Raw genomic sequence first — 15,430 nt, 5'->3', positions numbered from 1 at the left:
TTTGAACTCAAAATTGGTTTTGGGGAAAAGGTTAAAGCTTAAGCGTTAAAGGTGTTTTCTTTTCCTTTTCCCATTCCCCTTTTTCCCATTAACCTCTTAGATGAGGTTGAGTAAAAGATATTGAAAAATTAGTTAGGAATCTACCAGCAATTAATCATGTAATTATTTTTACTTAATTACATAAACCATCACCACGGCTCCAAAGCAGTGAATTTTAGCGGTGAAAATATCTTTTAAGAATAGATAAAGTCTCATAAAGGTAACTTCATATTTCCAATTCAGTATTTTAGTGCATATATGCATTGTTGTGTCAACCCCATGTATGCCAGATGAATATGTGTTTAATTTATCCAAAAACTAGTTGATATATGGTAAAAGGATATTTATACAGCATTTCTACTAACAGAGATGAATCTTCTATCTGAGTGCATCCGACAAAATACGCAAGACTTACAGTATTTAACCAGCCTAAATTTCTGTAAGGCAGAAAAAGCAATATTTAATCTCTTGAATGCTTATAAAATAAGCGTTTGAGTGTTTATTTTCTAGCAAGATATCAAAAATAGCAGTTTTTTGCTAAAGCTCCTACTGTGCGAGATTTATAGACTATTTTGTCTGTAATTAATTAAAAATGCTAATTATTTTGGATTTCCAGCTTCTATAGTTTTTTTGAGTTAGGGTAAAGAACTAAATCATCAGGTACAAAAAGTTATCTGATGATTTTGAGTCTCTAAAGACGAATTGGGTAAAATGCATCTAAATATTGTGAGGCAAATATGACAATTGGTGGAATTGTAACTGCAAAATTGCAGCTTTAATGTTTACAGGATTCAATCCTTGAAATTGCTAAGGCTGAGTAATCATCTGCCTGCAATCAATTTTCTCTTTTGATTATCAGTCAATATCTTAAAACTTGCATTCTCTTTAAAGAAGGTGCTGAATTTGCTCTAAATGTCATCGCATTCTTAGAGCCAACTAAAATATTGCTTGGTTATTTGGCAGAGATGCTTATTTTGAATACAGGTATCAACCTTGAGATGGAATAAAAAAAGATACCCTATCAAAATAATTTATCTTTCACATCAACTCATAAAGAGGTTTTTTGAGAAATATCAAGTACAAACTTTACGGAATTGGTAAAGATTGCTTGTATATCTTCAATTAAGTTCCCTATTAAGTTTTGGCATATTTAGGACTAGTTGACTGAGACAAACTAGGATTTTTCCAACTTTATAATTCTGGGATGCATCATCTATGCATATATTGCCATTGGCGAGAGACAGCTTGCCTATAGTTTGCTGTCTTAAGATTTTTTACTATCTATATTTCTTTCATGATGGGCGATCGGCATCAGTTGTGCGATTGTTTCCGCTACCTATTTACTCTCTCATCCTTGGGAATGGAGAGTTTGAAATCTATACACGTGAGGAGGAAATCAATGATTTATAGAGTTTCTGTTGCAATATCTCATCTATTGTTGCTCTTGGTGACGCAATCTGCATTCGCCGGAGAACCTTGTTTGCCAAAACCCAATCCCCAACATAAGCCACAACCTAATCCTGAAGCACATCCCAAACCTAATCCTCAGCCCAAACCGCAACCCAATCCTGAAGCACATCCCAAACCTAATCCCCAACCCAAACCGCAACCCAATCCTGAAGCACATCCCAAACCTAATCCCCAACCCAAGCCGCAACCTAATCCTGAATCAAATCCCAAACCAACCCCACAACCGAATCCTAACCCCCAACCAAACCCTAACCCCCAGCCAAATCCCGAATCAAATCCGCAACCCAATCCCAATCCACAACCAAACCCTAACCCCCAACCGAATCCTGAATCAAATCCGCAACCCAATCCCAACCCCCAACCAAACCCCAACCCCCAACCGAATCCTGAATCAAATCCGCAACCAAATCCCAACCCCCAACCGAACCCTGAATCAAATCCACAACCCAATCCTAATAATCCCCAACCAAATTCCAATCCTCAAAACAATCCACCAGGTAATGTCAATTCTCAACCCCAACCAAACCCGCAATCTAGTCCTAGTACTCAACCCAATGGCCAACCTATTGCTGATTCTCAGCCGGAACCTAAAAAGAAAAGCAAAGTAGTTGGAAACCTTGTTCCTATTTCTTCTATGCCACTTGCTGGTGCTAGAAGGGTAAAAGTTGGTCATACAGACATTTCCGGTTCTGTGTTTGCAGGCGGTGGTACCTTCCCCACAGCTGGAGTTGAAGGCACTGTTAGCCATCGTTTGGCTAAAAATACATTCCTCTTTGGACAAGCTACATACAATCCTGCAGCTCCATCTGATGCAATTGGAGCAGGAGGCGTAACTGCTGGAGTTGTATTGAATGCACCTGGTGATTCTCTTCGTCACAACAGCTATGTCGGAGTTTATAGCAACGTCGTTGGTGTTGGAAATACTGGTGGAGACGAGGTTTCTCAAACTGCCTTTGGCAACGTAGGAATCATTGGAGGGGTTCAGCGCCCTGTGGGAGAAAAAGTATCTGTGTTTGCTCAAGCAGAAGCAGCCCAACGGTTGTACTCTTTTGCAAAGACAGCACAAGGTCAAGCCGCAAGAATTTCTGGCGGTATGTCTGTAGCTCTATCTTGTACATCTGGAGCCGCCTTAGTTGGAGACTATACCGTTGGATCTAACCAATACTCGGAATGGGGTGTAAGAGGGGTTGTTAACTTTGACTTTGTAGGAACTCCTTGTGGTATCAAGCAAGCAAGCGCCTCTTCTAATGTCGTAAAAGTTACTAAATACCTTGTGACTCTCATCGGAGCTAATCCCACTGCTCAAGAGGTAACAAAGGCTGGGCTAACTCCTCCTAATGCAAATCCTGAAGCATATCGCCTCCAATCTGAACGTTGGGTAGGGGAGAAATCACAGGTTGAGGAAAAGTTAGTTGTTAGTGCTGTTGAGGTAGAGAGTACACCCGACAAGATCCTCTTGGTAAGAAATTCTATATCTCCTCAAACTTTTGACAAAGCTGAAAAACTTGCAGCTGATCGCGAACCGCAAAAAGCATTTGAAGAGATTCGCAACTTGCTCCAAGCTGAGGAACAAGACAAGAACTTCAACCTTGAGGAAGAAGTAAAAAGAATTGCACAGGAAAAAGGAATGGCTCTGGCTTCAGTACAACAGCTTGGTTTTGCCTTCACTTACCAGAACCGCCTGATTGGTGTGGTGGATAGCGACTTATCCCAGCCTTTGGTTGGTAAAGCTCGCGAGGTTTCTCCTGCTGAGTTGATGGTTGTCAAAGAAGTTGTCAACAAACAAGGGAATACCATTTTGCCTGCTCTCGCAACAGGTTACACCACAAGAGGAACAACCCTCGGAGGAAACAGCATCGTCAATGGTAAGGTGCTGACACCTGGAACCAGAGTTCAAGTACCTAAGAAAAACGACGTGATTCTTCCGGTTTCTAGTACTGCTGCAGTTGAATCTCCTCAGATCCAATGGACTAGGGTTGAGAATAAGTAACCACTATGAACTGAGTAACCGGATGGAAAAGGCTTAGAGAATAAGGACTAGACGTTAAATAATATTTTTGACTAAGGATTCAGCATTTTTAACTTACACCAATATTGAGCAGAGGGGGAAGCAAAATGAAGGCTCACAATCAAAGCTTTCTGCAAGTTGCTTCCTCTGTTCGCTTGCTTTCTCTATCCAGCAAAGAAGATGTGATCGCTATTGCTATTGAGCAATGTATACTTGCATACAAACTTCAAACAGCTTTTGCTTGCAGCAGTTTGTATCACTGGCAACGATCAGACAGTTCGTCTCTCAAGGTATGATTGCCAGTAACCGTGTTGTGCACGGCTCAATTAGGATTGCGATATGCTAATTCTGCTCCGCTTTTCCCAGAATCATCTGGAACTATTCACCAGTAACGATGTCAACTCCATACTGGAAAGGATTAGTAGCTTTGACAATATCTGGTTGCGTTGTATTCGCTTCCGCGATCGCACTGCCATTGCTAAAATTATTAACCACTTCGGACTTCTGCCATCTCGCGTTGATATGGTTTTCAATCATTTTCCTCTAGGAATTGATGAAGATATAGAGGATTGTTTATTTGATAACTATGAAATTATGACTAATCAAATAAAAAATCGCGAGTTTGAGATAGTGCGTGGCAGTATTGTAGTAGGCAGCAATTTTATCCTCACATTTGAAACTACCGAAATCAGAATTTTAACTACCCTAACTAATAATATACAAAAGGGAATTATCAATCTCCAAAATCAGAATGTAGATTATCTCATCTATCTTATTTATAGAGATATATTAAATAATTACTATACTGTATTTGACTATATTTCTAGACAACTGGATGATTTAGAAGATGCAGTTTTGGATAATTCTGGCGATGAATCAACCTACCAGAAAATTGCCACAATGAGGCAATCTACTCGCTGCGGCAGACGTAATTTTCAAAGCATCAAGTCTCTGCTAGCTATGATAGATTATGAAGATTTTCAATGGTTAAGTTCGCCAGTCAAGGAACTGTTTCATCAAGAATTAGCCCACCAAGTCGATAAACTCTGGCAAGAATACCAAGCTTTGAGAATCTGGATGTCAGAATTACTCGAAATTCAACGCGATAATACTGCTAGCAAAACGAGTGAACGAATTAATCGCCTGACTATCCTTTCTACAGTATTTTTACCACTTACTTTCATTACCGGATTTTATGGCATGAACTTCAAACATATGCCTGAATTAGAACACCCTTTGGCTTATCCTATGGTGATTTGTGTGATGGTATGTATTGTGCTTGGCAGTATTATGTATGCTAAAAAACAAAGTTGGCTTTAAGTAAATCAGTGCAATTAAAGATTCCTCGCCTTGGAATACAAATCATAAACTACAGATTGTTATTCTGGCTATAACTTTTGTTATAGGAATATATGCTGATGTTAACAACGAAAGTCATAGCGAATTTATATATTTCGTTGATGATGTCTTTCAGACTTTTTTCAGATGTTAATTCTTATCATCAATTTTAATATAAAAGTATTCATACTGAATAAAGATTATATATTTTATGAACAGCTAAATAATACAAAAATATTTTGTTTCTTTCTCAACTATTAGACTTAGTAAAAATTAATTGTATATTCTTGTTCAATAAAGGCTATTAATAATTAATTTTTCAAGTTTACTCAAAGCAAAAGCATAATTACACTATCACTTGTAGGACAGCATTATGGCATCAGGAATGATGCTCGCAGGTAAATGGATAACCGATGCAAGCGAGCAAAATCAAAGTAGTGATTTACATGACATACCAACAACCTTTCGCGATCGTATCACATCTGATGGATCTAGCGGCTTTAAGGCAGAAGCAGAACGCTATCACCTCTATGTTTCTTTAGCTTGTCCTTGGGCACATCGCACCTTAATTATGCGAGAACTTAAAGGATTGAATGATGTTATTTCCGTTGCTATTGCCGATATAGTTATGAGTGACAAGGGCTGGAAGTTTTCTCAACCCTCAGGAGCAAGTTCTGACTCGGTAAATTACGCTCGATATCTCCAAGAAATATATCTGAAAGTCAATCCTCAATATACGGGTAGAGTTACAGTTCCGATGTTATGGGATAAACAAAATCAAACCATCGTCAACAACGAATCTCGCGAAATTATGCGAATGTTTGACGTAGAGTTTGCTTCCTTAGCAACACAAAAAATAGATTTATACCCACGGGAACTACAGCAGCAGATTGATGAAACAATTGATGCCATTTATCTACCAATTAATGCTGGTGTATACCGAGCAGGTTTTGCGAAGGAGCAAACAGCTTATGAAGATGCAGTCACTGAACTGTTCGAGAATTTAGATAGATGGGATACTATTCTGAACAAGCAGCGCTATTTGTGTGGTAATCAACTCACGGAAGCTGATATTTGTATGTTTGCAACCCTATATCGCTTCGACTCAGTATACTACAGTCTGTTTAAGTGCAATTTGCGGCGAATTATCGACTATCCAAACCTCTGGAATTATCTCAAGGATTTATATCAGCAGCCGGAGTTCAAAGCCACTTGCAATCTAGGCTATACCAAGAGTTCTTATTACATGAGTATGACTGAGATCAATCCTAATAGAATTGTACCTTCTGGGCCAATCATTAATTTTGAGGAACGGCACAACCGCGATCGCTTCGTTCAGGTGTAGTTGCGATCGCCTCAGTATCAAAAAAATTGCCCAATCTAACTGGAGTAAAACCTTGAATCTTGTATCAGTTATCCACTACGTTGCAACTATCACAGCAGATATCGACCCTTGCTAGAATTTATGCCAGTCATCTTTCAAGAGACGACCCCAGCTTTTCGTCATGCACTTCTAAAGGCTGTGGAAATTTAGGAAATACTTTCATCTTGTAGTGGCTCTAGAAATTTAAATGCGATCGCATGAGCATCAGCATCAGCAACACCTAGAGTTTTGAGAATCATTTTAGCAATCTGCTCGGGATAGTCTGGCTCTGTGTGTCCTGCCAAAATACTACGCATTGCCATCAATCCTGTGCCCAATATCAGGTCGATTGCTGCTTGCAAGCTATCAACCTGAAAACGCTTCAGTCGTATACCTGCTTCCAAGTCAGTCATCACACCCCTTTCGATTGTTTCACTCAGTGGGGCTGCCACTAATCCAATCCGGACAATTACCCATCCCCAAGTCGAATCTTGCTGCGCTTGATGCAGGAATTGGCGAAGAGCGATCGCCATTCGTTCCGCCGGATCGTCAATCACCACAGACTGCGCCCAAATCTTTTGATTCATCTCATCACTCAAAGAGGCTGCAACCGCTTTCAGCACATCCTCCCGGGTTTGAAAATAGTTATAGAAAGTTCCTCTAGCAACCTTGGCTTCTGCAATGATGTCATCAATTGTCACTGCATCTGCTTCTTTACCAGCAAATACTCGATAAGCTGCCGCAATCAGACGTGATTTTGTGCGTTCTCGTTTTTCTAAACCAATTGATGCTCGACGAGATGGCTTCATATTGCAGCATAAAAATAGCGGTTCACTTAGCATAACTTGGTGTTGATGCTAGTATCAAAATGACGAAAACGTCAAAATGACTTTAATGTCATTTATTGCTAATTAACACCAATTATGTGCAGCAGGAGTGCCAGTCATGCGTATTGCGATCATTGCCTTGGGAAGTCGAGGGGATGTTCAACCTTATATCGCTTTAGGAAAAGGCTTAAAAGCAGCAGGGCACTTTGTACGCCTATTAAGCCATGAAAACTTTGCAGATCTGGTAAGTTCCTACGAGCTAGAATTTTCCCCAATGCACGGCAATGTGCAAGAAATTGTCGAAAGTCAGGAAATGCGGCAGCTCTTAGAGACAGGAAATTTTCTGAAGATTACTGCTTACACGGCACAACAAACACAACGTGCAGCTATCAATTGGGCGCAAGCAGGTTTATTGGCTTGTCAAGGCATGGATTTATTAGTGTCAGGAGTTGGGGGACTATACCTTGGCATTTCATTGTCCGAGAAGTTGAACGTTCCCTTGTTGCAAGCCTATGTCTTTCCCTTTACCCCAACAAAAACATTTCCTGGGGTTCTTTTTCCCCAATCTCTAGCCAAATTCGGAGGTACTGTAAATTGGCTATCCCATCACGCGATCAGACAAATCATGTGGCATGGATCTCGCACAGGTGATGCATTAGCTCGAAAGCAAGTACTGAATTTACCTGTAGCTCCATTTTTCGGCCCCTATCAAAGCGCTCATCTGCATCGTTATCCAACTCTCTACGGTATCAGCCCATCTGTGATTCCCAAACCATCAGATTGGCAGAATACCCACGTGACAGGCTACTGGTTTTTAGATGCAGCACCAAATTGGACTCCACCTTCAGCCCTAATAGAATTTCTTGAAAGTGGGCCACCCCCTGTGTATATTGGCTTTGGCAGTATGGGTAACAGAAATCCAGAACAAACTGCCGAGCTTGTATTGCAAGCCTTAGAAACAACTCAACAACGAGCGATTATACTCTCTGGCTGGGGTGGTATAAGTACCAAAAATTTGCCGGATAACGTTTATCTTGTAGATTCTATACCTCATTCATGGCTTTTCGAGCGTGTCGCTGCGATCGTGCATCACGGCGGTGCGGGTACCACAGCTGCTGGTCTAAGGGCGGGCGTTCCCACAATTATTATTCCGTTCTTTGGAGATCAGAGCTTTTGGGGGCAACGTGTAGCACAGTTAGGGGTATGCACAGAACCGATTCCACGTCAACAACTAACGGCAGAAGGACTTGCACAAGCAATTCGACAGGCAATGAGCGATCAAACGATGCGTCAACGAGCAGCTCACTTAGGCGCAACAATTCGAGATGAAGATGGGATTGCAAATGCAGTTTCCGCTATACAGACAATCACAAATCTCAGAGCTGGCTGAAGAAGCATTCTACAATTTATCTCTCTAATGCCAATTATCCATATCTTCCGGTAAACAAAAAGCCCCGACTGAATGCAGTCGGGGCTTTTTGTTTCATGAATAAACCTGGCATCGAGCTATTGTGGCGTAGGGCAACCCCTAGACTATCGTGGCCGCAGCAGCGTTTCACCTCTGAGTTCGGGATGGAGTCAGTGTGGTTCCACAGCGCAATAGACACCAGGAAAACTTGTGGTTGGTTGACGGTTAACGGTTAACAGTTAACTGTCAACAAAACCCTGAAGACTGCAAGTAACGCGAAATAACCAATGATTGATGAGGTCAAGCCCTCGGTCTATTAGTACTCCTCTGCTTCATGCATTACTGCACTTCCACATAGAGCCTATCAACGGGTGTTCTGCCCGTGACCTTACCTACATTTGTAGTGAGAGCACTCATCTTGAGGTGGGCTTCCCACTTAGATGCTTTCAGCGGTTATCCGCTCCGCACTTGGCTACCCAGCGTCTACTGTGGGTACAATAACTGGTACACCAGCGGTGCGTTCCTCCCGGTCCTCTCGTACTAAGGAGGACTCCTCTCAATGCTCTTACGCCTGCACCGGATATGGACCGAACTGTCTCACGACGTTCTGAACCCAGCTCACGTACCGCTTTAATGGGCGAACAGCCCAACCCTTGGGACGTACTTCCGCCCCAGGTTGCGATGAGCCGACATCGAGGTGCCAAACCTCCCCGTCGATGTGGACTCTTGGGGGAGATCAGCCTGTTATCCCTAGAGTAACTTTTATCCGTTGAGCGACGGCCATTCCACGCTGCGCCGTCGGATCACTAAGGCCTACTTTCGTACCTGCTCGAGTGGTCACTCTTGCAGTCAAGCTCCCTTTATGCCTTTACACTCGCCGCACGGTTTCCAAGCGTGCTGAGGGAACCTTTGCGCGCCTCCGTTACTTTTTAGGAGGCGACCGCCCCAGTCAAACTGCCCACCTGAAACTGTTCCTACACCCGGTAAGGGTGCGAGGTTAGAATTCTAGCTTCGCCAGAGTGGTATCTCACCGTTGGCTCCATATTCCCCACAAGGAATATCTCTTTGCCTCCCACCTATCCTGCGCAAGCGAAGCCCGAACACAATTCCAGGCTACAGTAAAGCTTCATAGGGTCTTTCTGTCCAGGTGCAGGCAGTCCGTATCTTCACAGACATTCCTATTTCGCCGAGTCTCTCTCTGAGACACCATCCAGATCGTTACGCCTTTCGTGCGGGTCGGAACTTACCCGACAAGGAATTTCGCTACCTTAGGACCGTTATAGTTACGGCCGCCGTTCACCGGGGCTTCGGTCGCCAGCTTCACTTTCGCTGACCAGCTTCCTTAACCTTCCGGCACTGGGCAGGCGTCAGCCCCCATACCTCCTCTTTCGAGTTTGCGGAGACCTGTGTTTTTGGTAAACAGTCGCCTGGATCTCTTCACTGCGACCCACTCTCGTGGGCACCCCTTCTTCCGAAGTTACGGGGCCATTTTGCCGAGTTCCTTAGAGAGAGTTATCTCGCGCCCCTTGGTATTCTCAACCTCCCTACCTGTGTCGGTTTCGGGTACGGGTAAGATATGTTCATCACATTCCTAGCTTTTCTTGGCACAATCGAATCACTACTCGGAGTTCGTAAACTCCTCCCAAACCAATCAGGGTGTAGCTATCTTTCATGCGTCCCTAGCAATGCTCCCATACCTTAGTCAGGGATTAGTCACCCTGTGTCCATCGACTACGCCTTTCGACCTCGCCTTAGGTCCCGACTAACCCAGAGCGGACGAACCTGGCTCTGGAACCCTTAGGGTTTCGGGGTATGTGATTCTCACACATATTTGCGCTACTCAAGCCGACATTCTCACTTCCGTTTCGTCCACAGCTGCTTGCCGCTACTGCTTCTCCCTACCACGGAACGCTCCCCTACCGATTTATTTTTCAACAAATCCCACAGCTTCGGTACATCGCTTAGCCCCGTTCATTTTCGGCGCAAGAGCGCTTGACTAGTGAGCTATTACGCACTCTTTCAAGGGTGGCTGCTTCTAGGCAAACCTCCTAGTTGTCTATGCACTCTCACCTCCTTTCTCACTTAGCGATGATTTGGGGACCTTAGCTGGTGGTCTGGGCTGTTTCCCTCTTGACAATGAAGCTTATCCCCCACTGTCTCACTGGCAATGTGTGCTTTGGGTATTCTGAGTTTGTCTCGATTTGGTACCGGTCTCCCAGCCCGCACCGAAACAGTGCTTTACCCCCCAAATATAATCATTACCGCTGCGCCTAAACACATTTCGGGGAGAACCAGCTAGCTCCTGGTTCGATTGGCATTTCACCCCTAACCACACCTCATCCGCCGATTTTTCAACATCGGTCGGTTCGGACCTCCACTTGGTGTTACCCAAGCTTCATCCTGGACATGGTTAGATCACCAGGGTTCGGGTCTATAAACACTGATTATCGCCCTTTTCAGACTCGGTTTCCCTTTGGCTCCAGCATTCTCGCTTTAACCTACCAGTGCCTATAAGTCGCCGGCTCATTCTTCAACAGGCACGCGGTCATCCGTTGAATCGGACTCCCACTGCTTGTAAGCTGATGGTTTCATGTTCTATTTCACTCCCCTCCCGGGGTTCTTTTCACCTTTCCCTCGCGGTACTGGTTCACTATCGGTCACACAGTAGTATTTAGCCTTACGAGGTGGTCCTCGCTGATTCACATGGGATTCCTCGTGCCCCATGCTACTCGGGATTCAGCTACTATCCTTCAGCTTTTGACTACAGGACTTTCACCTTCTTTGGTGCAGTATTTAGCTGCTTCGTCTAACCTCTAGATTCGATATCGCTGTCCCACTACCCCAGTCAGTAAACCAACTGGTTTAGGCTTTTCCCCTTTCGCTCACCACTACTGAGGGAATCTCTTAATTGATTTCTCTTCCTCCAGCTACTAAGATGTTTCAATTCGCTGGGTTGGCTCTTTCCTGCCTATATATTCAGCAGGTAGTACATAGGGTTGCCCCATTCGGATACCTCCGGCTCATAGTCTGCTTCCAACTCCCCGGAGCATTTCGTCGGTAACCACGTCCTTCTTCGCCTCTGTGTGCCTAGGTATCCACCATCAGCCCTTATTAGCTTGACCACAATACATTTGGTTTCACATCTGCAAACTCTTTCTCTTTCCTGACTACTTTCATGGGAGCCTTTGTGTTTTACACTTAGCACTCAGCACTCAGCACTCATTACTTGAAATTTCGTCTGCCTGCTATTTTTCGCGTTACTATGCAGTTTTCAAGGTTCTGGCTGGACTATTTCCAGCAGTTTGACTCTTTTTGACGTCAATTGCTGAATTTACCCACAATCTCTTATCTTACCACATTCTCTGCTATGAACACAAAAACTACTCACTCTATCACTTTTGGCTAATTTTTACCTGTGATATATTCACTTTTGCTGCTGTCACAACAGATATCATGTGGAGGTTAGCGGACTCGAACCGCTGACATCCTGCTTGCAAAGCAGGCGCTCTACCAACTGAGCTAAACCCCCATCCACAAGGTAAAAGTTTAAAGGAAAAATTCAAAAGAATTTACACTTTCTTTTTACTTTTTACTTTGCTCTTTTTACTTGTTCAGGTGGGCCATCCTGGACTCGAACCAGGGACCTCACCCTTATCAGGGGTGCGCTCTAACCACCTGAGCTAATAGCCCATAATTGAGAACCTCTCTATAGTTTGAAAGCCTTCACTATACCTGCGACCGACCTAGAGTAGACCATCTTTGTCTCTATTGACTGTTTGCAATTGATTTCAAAGTTGGGTAGGTCTCCCTAAAAGGAGGTGATCCAGCCACACCTTCCGGTACGGCTACCTTGTTACGACTTCACCCCAGTCACCAGCACTGCCTTCGGCATCCTCCCCCACGAATGGTTGGAGTAATGACTTCGGGCGTTGCCAGCTTCCATGGTGTGACGGGCGGTGTGTACAAGGCCCGGGAACGAATTCACTGCAGTATGCTGACCTGCAATTACTAGCGATTCCTCCTTCACGCAGGCGAGTTGCAGCCTGCGATCTGAACTGAGCCACGGTTTATGAGATTTGCTTGCTATCGCTAGCTCGCTGCCCTTTGTCCGTAGCATTGTAGTACGTGTGTAGCCCAAGACGTAAGGGGCATGCTGACTTGACGTCATCCCCACCTTCCTCCGGTTTGTCACCGGCAGTCTCTCTAGAGTGCCCAACTTAATGCTGGCAACTAAAAACGAGGGTTGCGCTCGTTGCGGGACTTAACCCAACATCTCACGACACGAGCTGACGACAGCCATGCACCACCTGTGTTCGCGCTCCCGAAGGCACTCCTCCCTTTCAAGAGGATTCGCGACATGTCAAGTCTTGGTAAGGTTCTTCGCGTTGCATCGAATTAAACCACATACTCCACCGCTTGTGCGGGCCCCCGTCAATTCCTTTGAGTTTCACACTTGCGTGCGTACTCCCCAGGCGGGATACTTAACGCGTTAGCTCCGGCACGGCTCGGGTCGATACAAGCCACGCCTAGTATCCATCGTTTACGGCTAGGACTACTGGGGTATCTAATCCCATTCGCTCCCCTAGCTTTCGTCCCTCAGTGTCAGTTGCGGCCTAGCAGAGCGCTTTCGCCACCGGTGTTCTTCCTGATCTCTACGCATTTCACCGCTACACCAGGAATTCCCTCTGCCCCGAACGCACTCTAGCTATGTAGTTTCCACTGCTCTTATGAGGTTGAGCCTCACTCTTTAACAGCAGACTTACATTGCCACCTGCGGACGCTTTACGCCCAATCATTCCGGATAACGCTTGCATCCTCCGTATTACCGCGGCTGCTGGCACGGAGTTAGCCGATGCTTATTCCTCAAGTACCGTCATTTTTTTCTTCCTTGAGAAAAGAGGTTTACAACCCAAGAGCCTTCCTCCCTCACGCGGTATTGCTCCGTCAGGCTTTCGCCCATTGCGGAAAATTCCCCACTGCTGCCTCCCGTAGGAGTCTGGGCCGTGTCTCAGTCCCAGTGTGGCTGATCATCCTCTCAGACCAGCTACTGATCGTCGCCTAGGTGCGCTCTTACCACACCTACTAGCTAATCAGACGCGAGCTCATCTCTAGGCAATAAATCTTTCACCTTCCGGCACATCCGGTATTAGCCACCGTTTCCAGTGGTTGTCCCCGACCTAGAGCTAGATTCTCACGCGTTACTCACCCGTCCGCCACTATCTCCGAAGAGACCGTTCGACTTGCATGTGTTAAGCATACCGCCAGCGTTCATCCTGAGCCAGGATCAAACTCTCCATTTTGTAGATAAAGTTCGTTTAGCTCTTAATCGACTGATTTATACCTCAGTCCGGTAATTCTCTTTACTGACGCAGGGTATATGTTATATACTGGCTTTCAAACTATATGATTTTCAAGGTTCGGTGTCCCTACCAGCGCCGCTTTTCGCGCTCCGCTCTCAGGCACTTATCTAATATATCGAGCCTACTTCCGTTTGTCAACTTTTTTTCGGGAAAAGTTTCATTTTTTTTGTTCGCCCTTCTATCCCTTGTACAGTCAGCCTTTTCGCCTATACTGTTCCTGGATGTTGCGTAGGAATCCATAAACTCTGTGAGCAATTTCGCTATCTTGCCCCCTTGGCTCGTCCTTGACTCTTTGTTGTGTGACTGCTTATCGCTCTTCCATCACTCTGATGAGAAAATAATAGGGTAAAGTGTCGTAAACTCTTGATTGGTCTATGTTTTCGTGAAGAGAGCCTGCAGAAACTATAAAATTCATAGATGATTACTGGGCATGGTATAGAAAGCTGTTTCCAAAAGTTAGAAGTTTTGAAGCGTTGAAATATCTATTTCCCAAGGTGATTTTGTTAGGAAATGCAATAACCCTTGTTCGTTCCCTAACCCTACTACTCGCGCTCTCTCTGGTAGAGTTTTGCGTTTAATTTCTGAAATCATTCCTACATGTAGACGCGAAGCGGCTTCCCGAAGGGTAATAGTAGGGTCACAACATGTTAGTTATGCCCCTACTGGTGTACTTGATTTGTTTTAATACGCTGTATAAATGAATCTCTGCAAAGTAGGAAGCAGCCAGTCGCCAACTAATTGTAGTACTAAGAAAGCGAGGATGGGAGAAAAATCCATACCGCCCAGTGGGGGAATAATTGAGCGGAAGAGGTTGAGATAGGGGTCTGTAATCTGGGCTAAGGCCGCAAAAGGCTGACTATAAAAGTCAATATTGGGGAACCAGGTCAGCAGAACCCGAACAATGAGTAAAACAGTGTAAATATGAATGAAAGTAGCCAGTGTAGCAATCAGTAGATTCATGGATGGTTTAGTTTCCTACTAAGCGAACAAGGTATTACCATAAATTTTAATTTAGTCTGTGTCATGCCGTCTGTATAGCAGAGTTTGGCAGACTGATTGTATGATTAGGGACTTCCAAAGCAAAAAATAATCAATTGCTTTGGCGAGCAGAGAAAGCAGGGGGAACAGAAATCTGATAATTATATTTCGATGCTGGAATTGAGTAATTGATTCCTTGGAAGTCCCTGAGGTTGTCAAGAATCTTTGGTAAAAGAGCGATCGCTCATGGTTTGTGGTGCAGTGCCATTGACATTTCCCAGCTGCTTTCGTACTTCATCTATTGTGGCATTGAGCTGGGCAATTTTGTCTTCTAGCGATCGCCTGGCTGTTTCCATTTCTAGCCCGTCTGTTTCAGAAGCTTTCATCTGACGACGTTTCCCAGGTATTCTTTTAGCTTCCTCGGAGTTATTCGTCTGTCCTGCTTCATCTTCGGCTAGTAGTTCTGGATCTTGACGGGTAGCAATCAAGGCTCCCAGAACCCCACCCACAACGCTACCAAAAAGCGCGCCTGCGAAAAAACCACCTACAAAACCATCACGCTGACTCATATTCTTAACCGCCTTGAAGAAACTTCGTGACTTTTACACCAGTTAATTTATTTTCCTACCCTAGCTGCAT

The 15,430-nt window shown here is 44.4% G+C and carries 8 protein-coding genes, 2 tRNA genes, 3 rRNA genes and 1 pseudogene; 5 read left to right on the top strand and 9 right to left on the bottom strand.

Annotated elements, in window-relative coordinates:
• The first annotated feature begins 1,438 nt into the window (after nucleotides 1-1,438).
• The 4 genes from HGR01_RS25065 to HGR01_RS25050 all read left to right on the top strand — a co-directional run bounded on the left by HGR01_RS25065 (nucleotide 1,439) and on the right by HGR01_RS25050 (nucleotide 6,200).
• Nucleotides 1,439-3,499 carry a hypothetical protein gene (locus HGR01_RS25065; protein ID WP_052335342.1) on the top strand — a complete coding sequence of 687 codons (2,061 nt, stop codon included), beginning with the start codon at nucleotides 1,439-1,441 and terminating at the stop codon, nucleotides 3,497-3,499.
• 125 nt (nucleotides 3,500-3,624) lie between these two features.
• Nucleotides 3,625-3,813 (top strand): hypothetical protein, encoded by a 189-nt coding sequence (locus tag HGR01_RS25060; protein ID WP_045873121.1) that lies wholly within the window; start codon nucleotides 3,625-3,627, stop codon nucleotides 3,811-3,813.
• Nucleotides 3,814-3,856: 43 nt separating this feature from the next.
• Nucleotides 3,857-4,837, top strand: coding sequence for a magnesium transporter CorA family protein (locus tag HGR01_RS25055; RefSeq protein ID WP_045873122.1), 981 nt, complete (start codon nucleotides 3,857-3,859; stop codon nucleotides 4,835-4,837).
• Between the two features lie 391 nt (nucleotides 4,838-5,228).
• Nucleotides 5,229-6,200: a glutathione S-transferase family protein gene (locus tag HGR01_RS25050; RefSeq protein WP_045873123.1), complete on the top strand. Its 972-nt coding sequence runs from the start codon at nucleotides 5,229-5,231 to the stop codon at nucleotides 6,198-6,200.
• Nucleotides 6,201-6,385: 185 nt separating this feature from the next.
• On the opposite strand, the gene HGR01_RS25045 is transcribed toward HGR01_RS25050, so the two are convergent.
• Nucleotides 6,386-7,027 (bottom strand): TetR/AcrR family transcriptional regulator, encoded by a 642-nt coding sequence (locus HGR01_RS25045; RefSeq protein WP_045873124.1) that lies wholly within the window; start codon nucleotides 7,025-7,027, stop codon nucleotides 6,386-6,388.
• 136 nt (nucleotides 7,028-7,163) lie between these two features.
• Here HGR01_RS25045 and HGR01_RS25040 point away from each other — a divergent pair, with 136 nt between their 5' ends.
• A complete protein-coding gene (locus tag HGR01_RS25040; protein WP_045873125.1) occupies nucleotides 7,164-8,435 on the top strand; it encodes a glycosyltransferase in 1,272 nt (423 codons plus the stop codon).
• Between the two features lie 103 nt (nucleotides 8,436-8,538).
• Here the strand turns inward: HGR01_RS25040 and rrf are convergent.
• The 8 genes and pseudogenes from rrf to HGR01_RS25005 form a co-directional block, all read right to left on the bottom strand.
• A 5S ribosomal RNA gene (gene rrf, locus HGR01_RS25035) occupies nucleotides 8,539-8,656 on the bottom strand.
• A gap of 93 nt (nucleotides 8,657-8,749) precedes the next feature.
• Nucleotides 8,750-11,575, bottom strand: a 23S ribosomal RNA gene (locus HGR01_RS25030).
• 334 nt (nucleotides 11,576-11,909) lie between these two features.
• A tRNA-Ala gene (locus tag HGR01_RS25025) sits at nucleotides 11,910-11,982 on the bottom strand.
• A gap of 87 nt (nucleotides 11,983-12,069) precedes the next feature.
• A tRNA-Ile gene (locus tag HGR01_RS25020) sits at nucleotides 12,070-12,143 on the bottom strand.
• A gap of 121 nt (nucleotides 12,144-12,264) precedes the next feature.
• Nucleotides 12,265-13,753, bottom strand: a 16S ribosomal RNA gene (locus HGR01_RS25015).
• Together the 16S, 23S and 5S rRNA genes with 2 tRNA genes alongside form the textbook arrangement of a ribosomal RNA operon.
• 549 nt (nucleotides 13,754-14,302) lie before the next feature.
• Nucleotides 14,303-14,431, bottom strand: a pseudogene (locus tag HGR01_RS41970) (IS701 family transposase); the annotation flags it as partial.
• 63 nt (nucleotides 14,432-14,494) lie between these two features.
• Nucleotides 14,495-14,773, bottom strand: a complete 279-nt coding sequence (locus HGR01_RS25010; protein WP_045873178.1) for a YggT family protein — start codon at nucleotides 14,771-14,773, stop codon at nucleotides 14,495-14,497.
• 233 nt (nucleotides 14,774-15,006) lie between these two features.
• Nucleotides 15,007-15,360: a hypothetical protein gene (locus HGR01_RS25005; RefSeq protein WP_045873177.1), complete on the bottom strand. Its 354-nt coding sequence runs from the start codon at nucleotides 15,358-15,360 to the stop codon at nucleotides 15,007-15,009.
• Between the last annotated feature and the right edge of the window lie 70 nt (nucleotides 15,361-15,430).

The organism is Tolypothrix sp. PCC 7712, assembly GCF_025860405.1.
GTDB lineage: Bacteria > Cyanobacteriota > Cyanobacteriia > Cyanobacteriales > Nostocaceae > Aulosira > Aulosira diplosiphon.
Note: the sequence above shows the minus strand (reverse complement) of the source record. Positions and strands in the feature narration are given on the sequence as shown.

What these genes read in the sequence shown, in the direction of transcription:
- HGR01_RS25055 (WP_045873122.1), top strand. Translation starts at nt 3,857, where the DNA reads ATGCTAATTCTGCTCCGCTTTTCCCAGAATCATCTGGAACTATTCACC.
- HGR01_RS25050 (WP_045873123.1), top strand. Translation starts at nt 5,229, where the DNA reads ATGGCATCAGGAATGATGCTCGCAGGTAAATGGATAACCGATGCAAGC.
- HGR01_RS25010 (WP_045873178.1), bottom strand. Translation starts at nt 14,773, where the DNA reads ATGAATCTACTGATTGCTACACTGGCTACTTTCATTCATATTTACACT.
- HGR01_RS25045 (WP_045873124.1), bottom strand. Translation starts at nt 7,027, where the DNA reads ATGAAGCCATCTCGTCGAGCATCAATTGGTTTAGAAAAACGAGAACGC.
- HGR01_RS25065 (WP_052335342.1), top strand. Translation starts at nt 1,439, where the DNA reads ATGATTTATAGAGTTTCTGTTGCAATATCTCATCTATTGTTGCTCTTG.
- HGR01_RS25040 (WP_045873125.1), top strand. Translation starts at nt 7,164, where the DNA reads ATGCGTATTGCGATCATTGCCTTGGGAAGTCGAGGGGATGTTCAACCT.
- HGR01_RS25005 (WP_045873177.1), bottom strand. Translation starts at nt 15,360, where the DNA reads ATGAGTCAGCGTGATGGTTTTGTAGGTGGTTTTTTCGCAGGCGCGCTT.
- HGR01_RS25060 (WP_045873121.1), top strand. Translation starts at nt 3,625, where the DNA reads ATGAAGGCTCACAATCAAAGCTTTCTGCAAGTTGCTTCCTCTGTTCGC.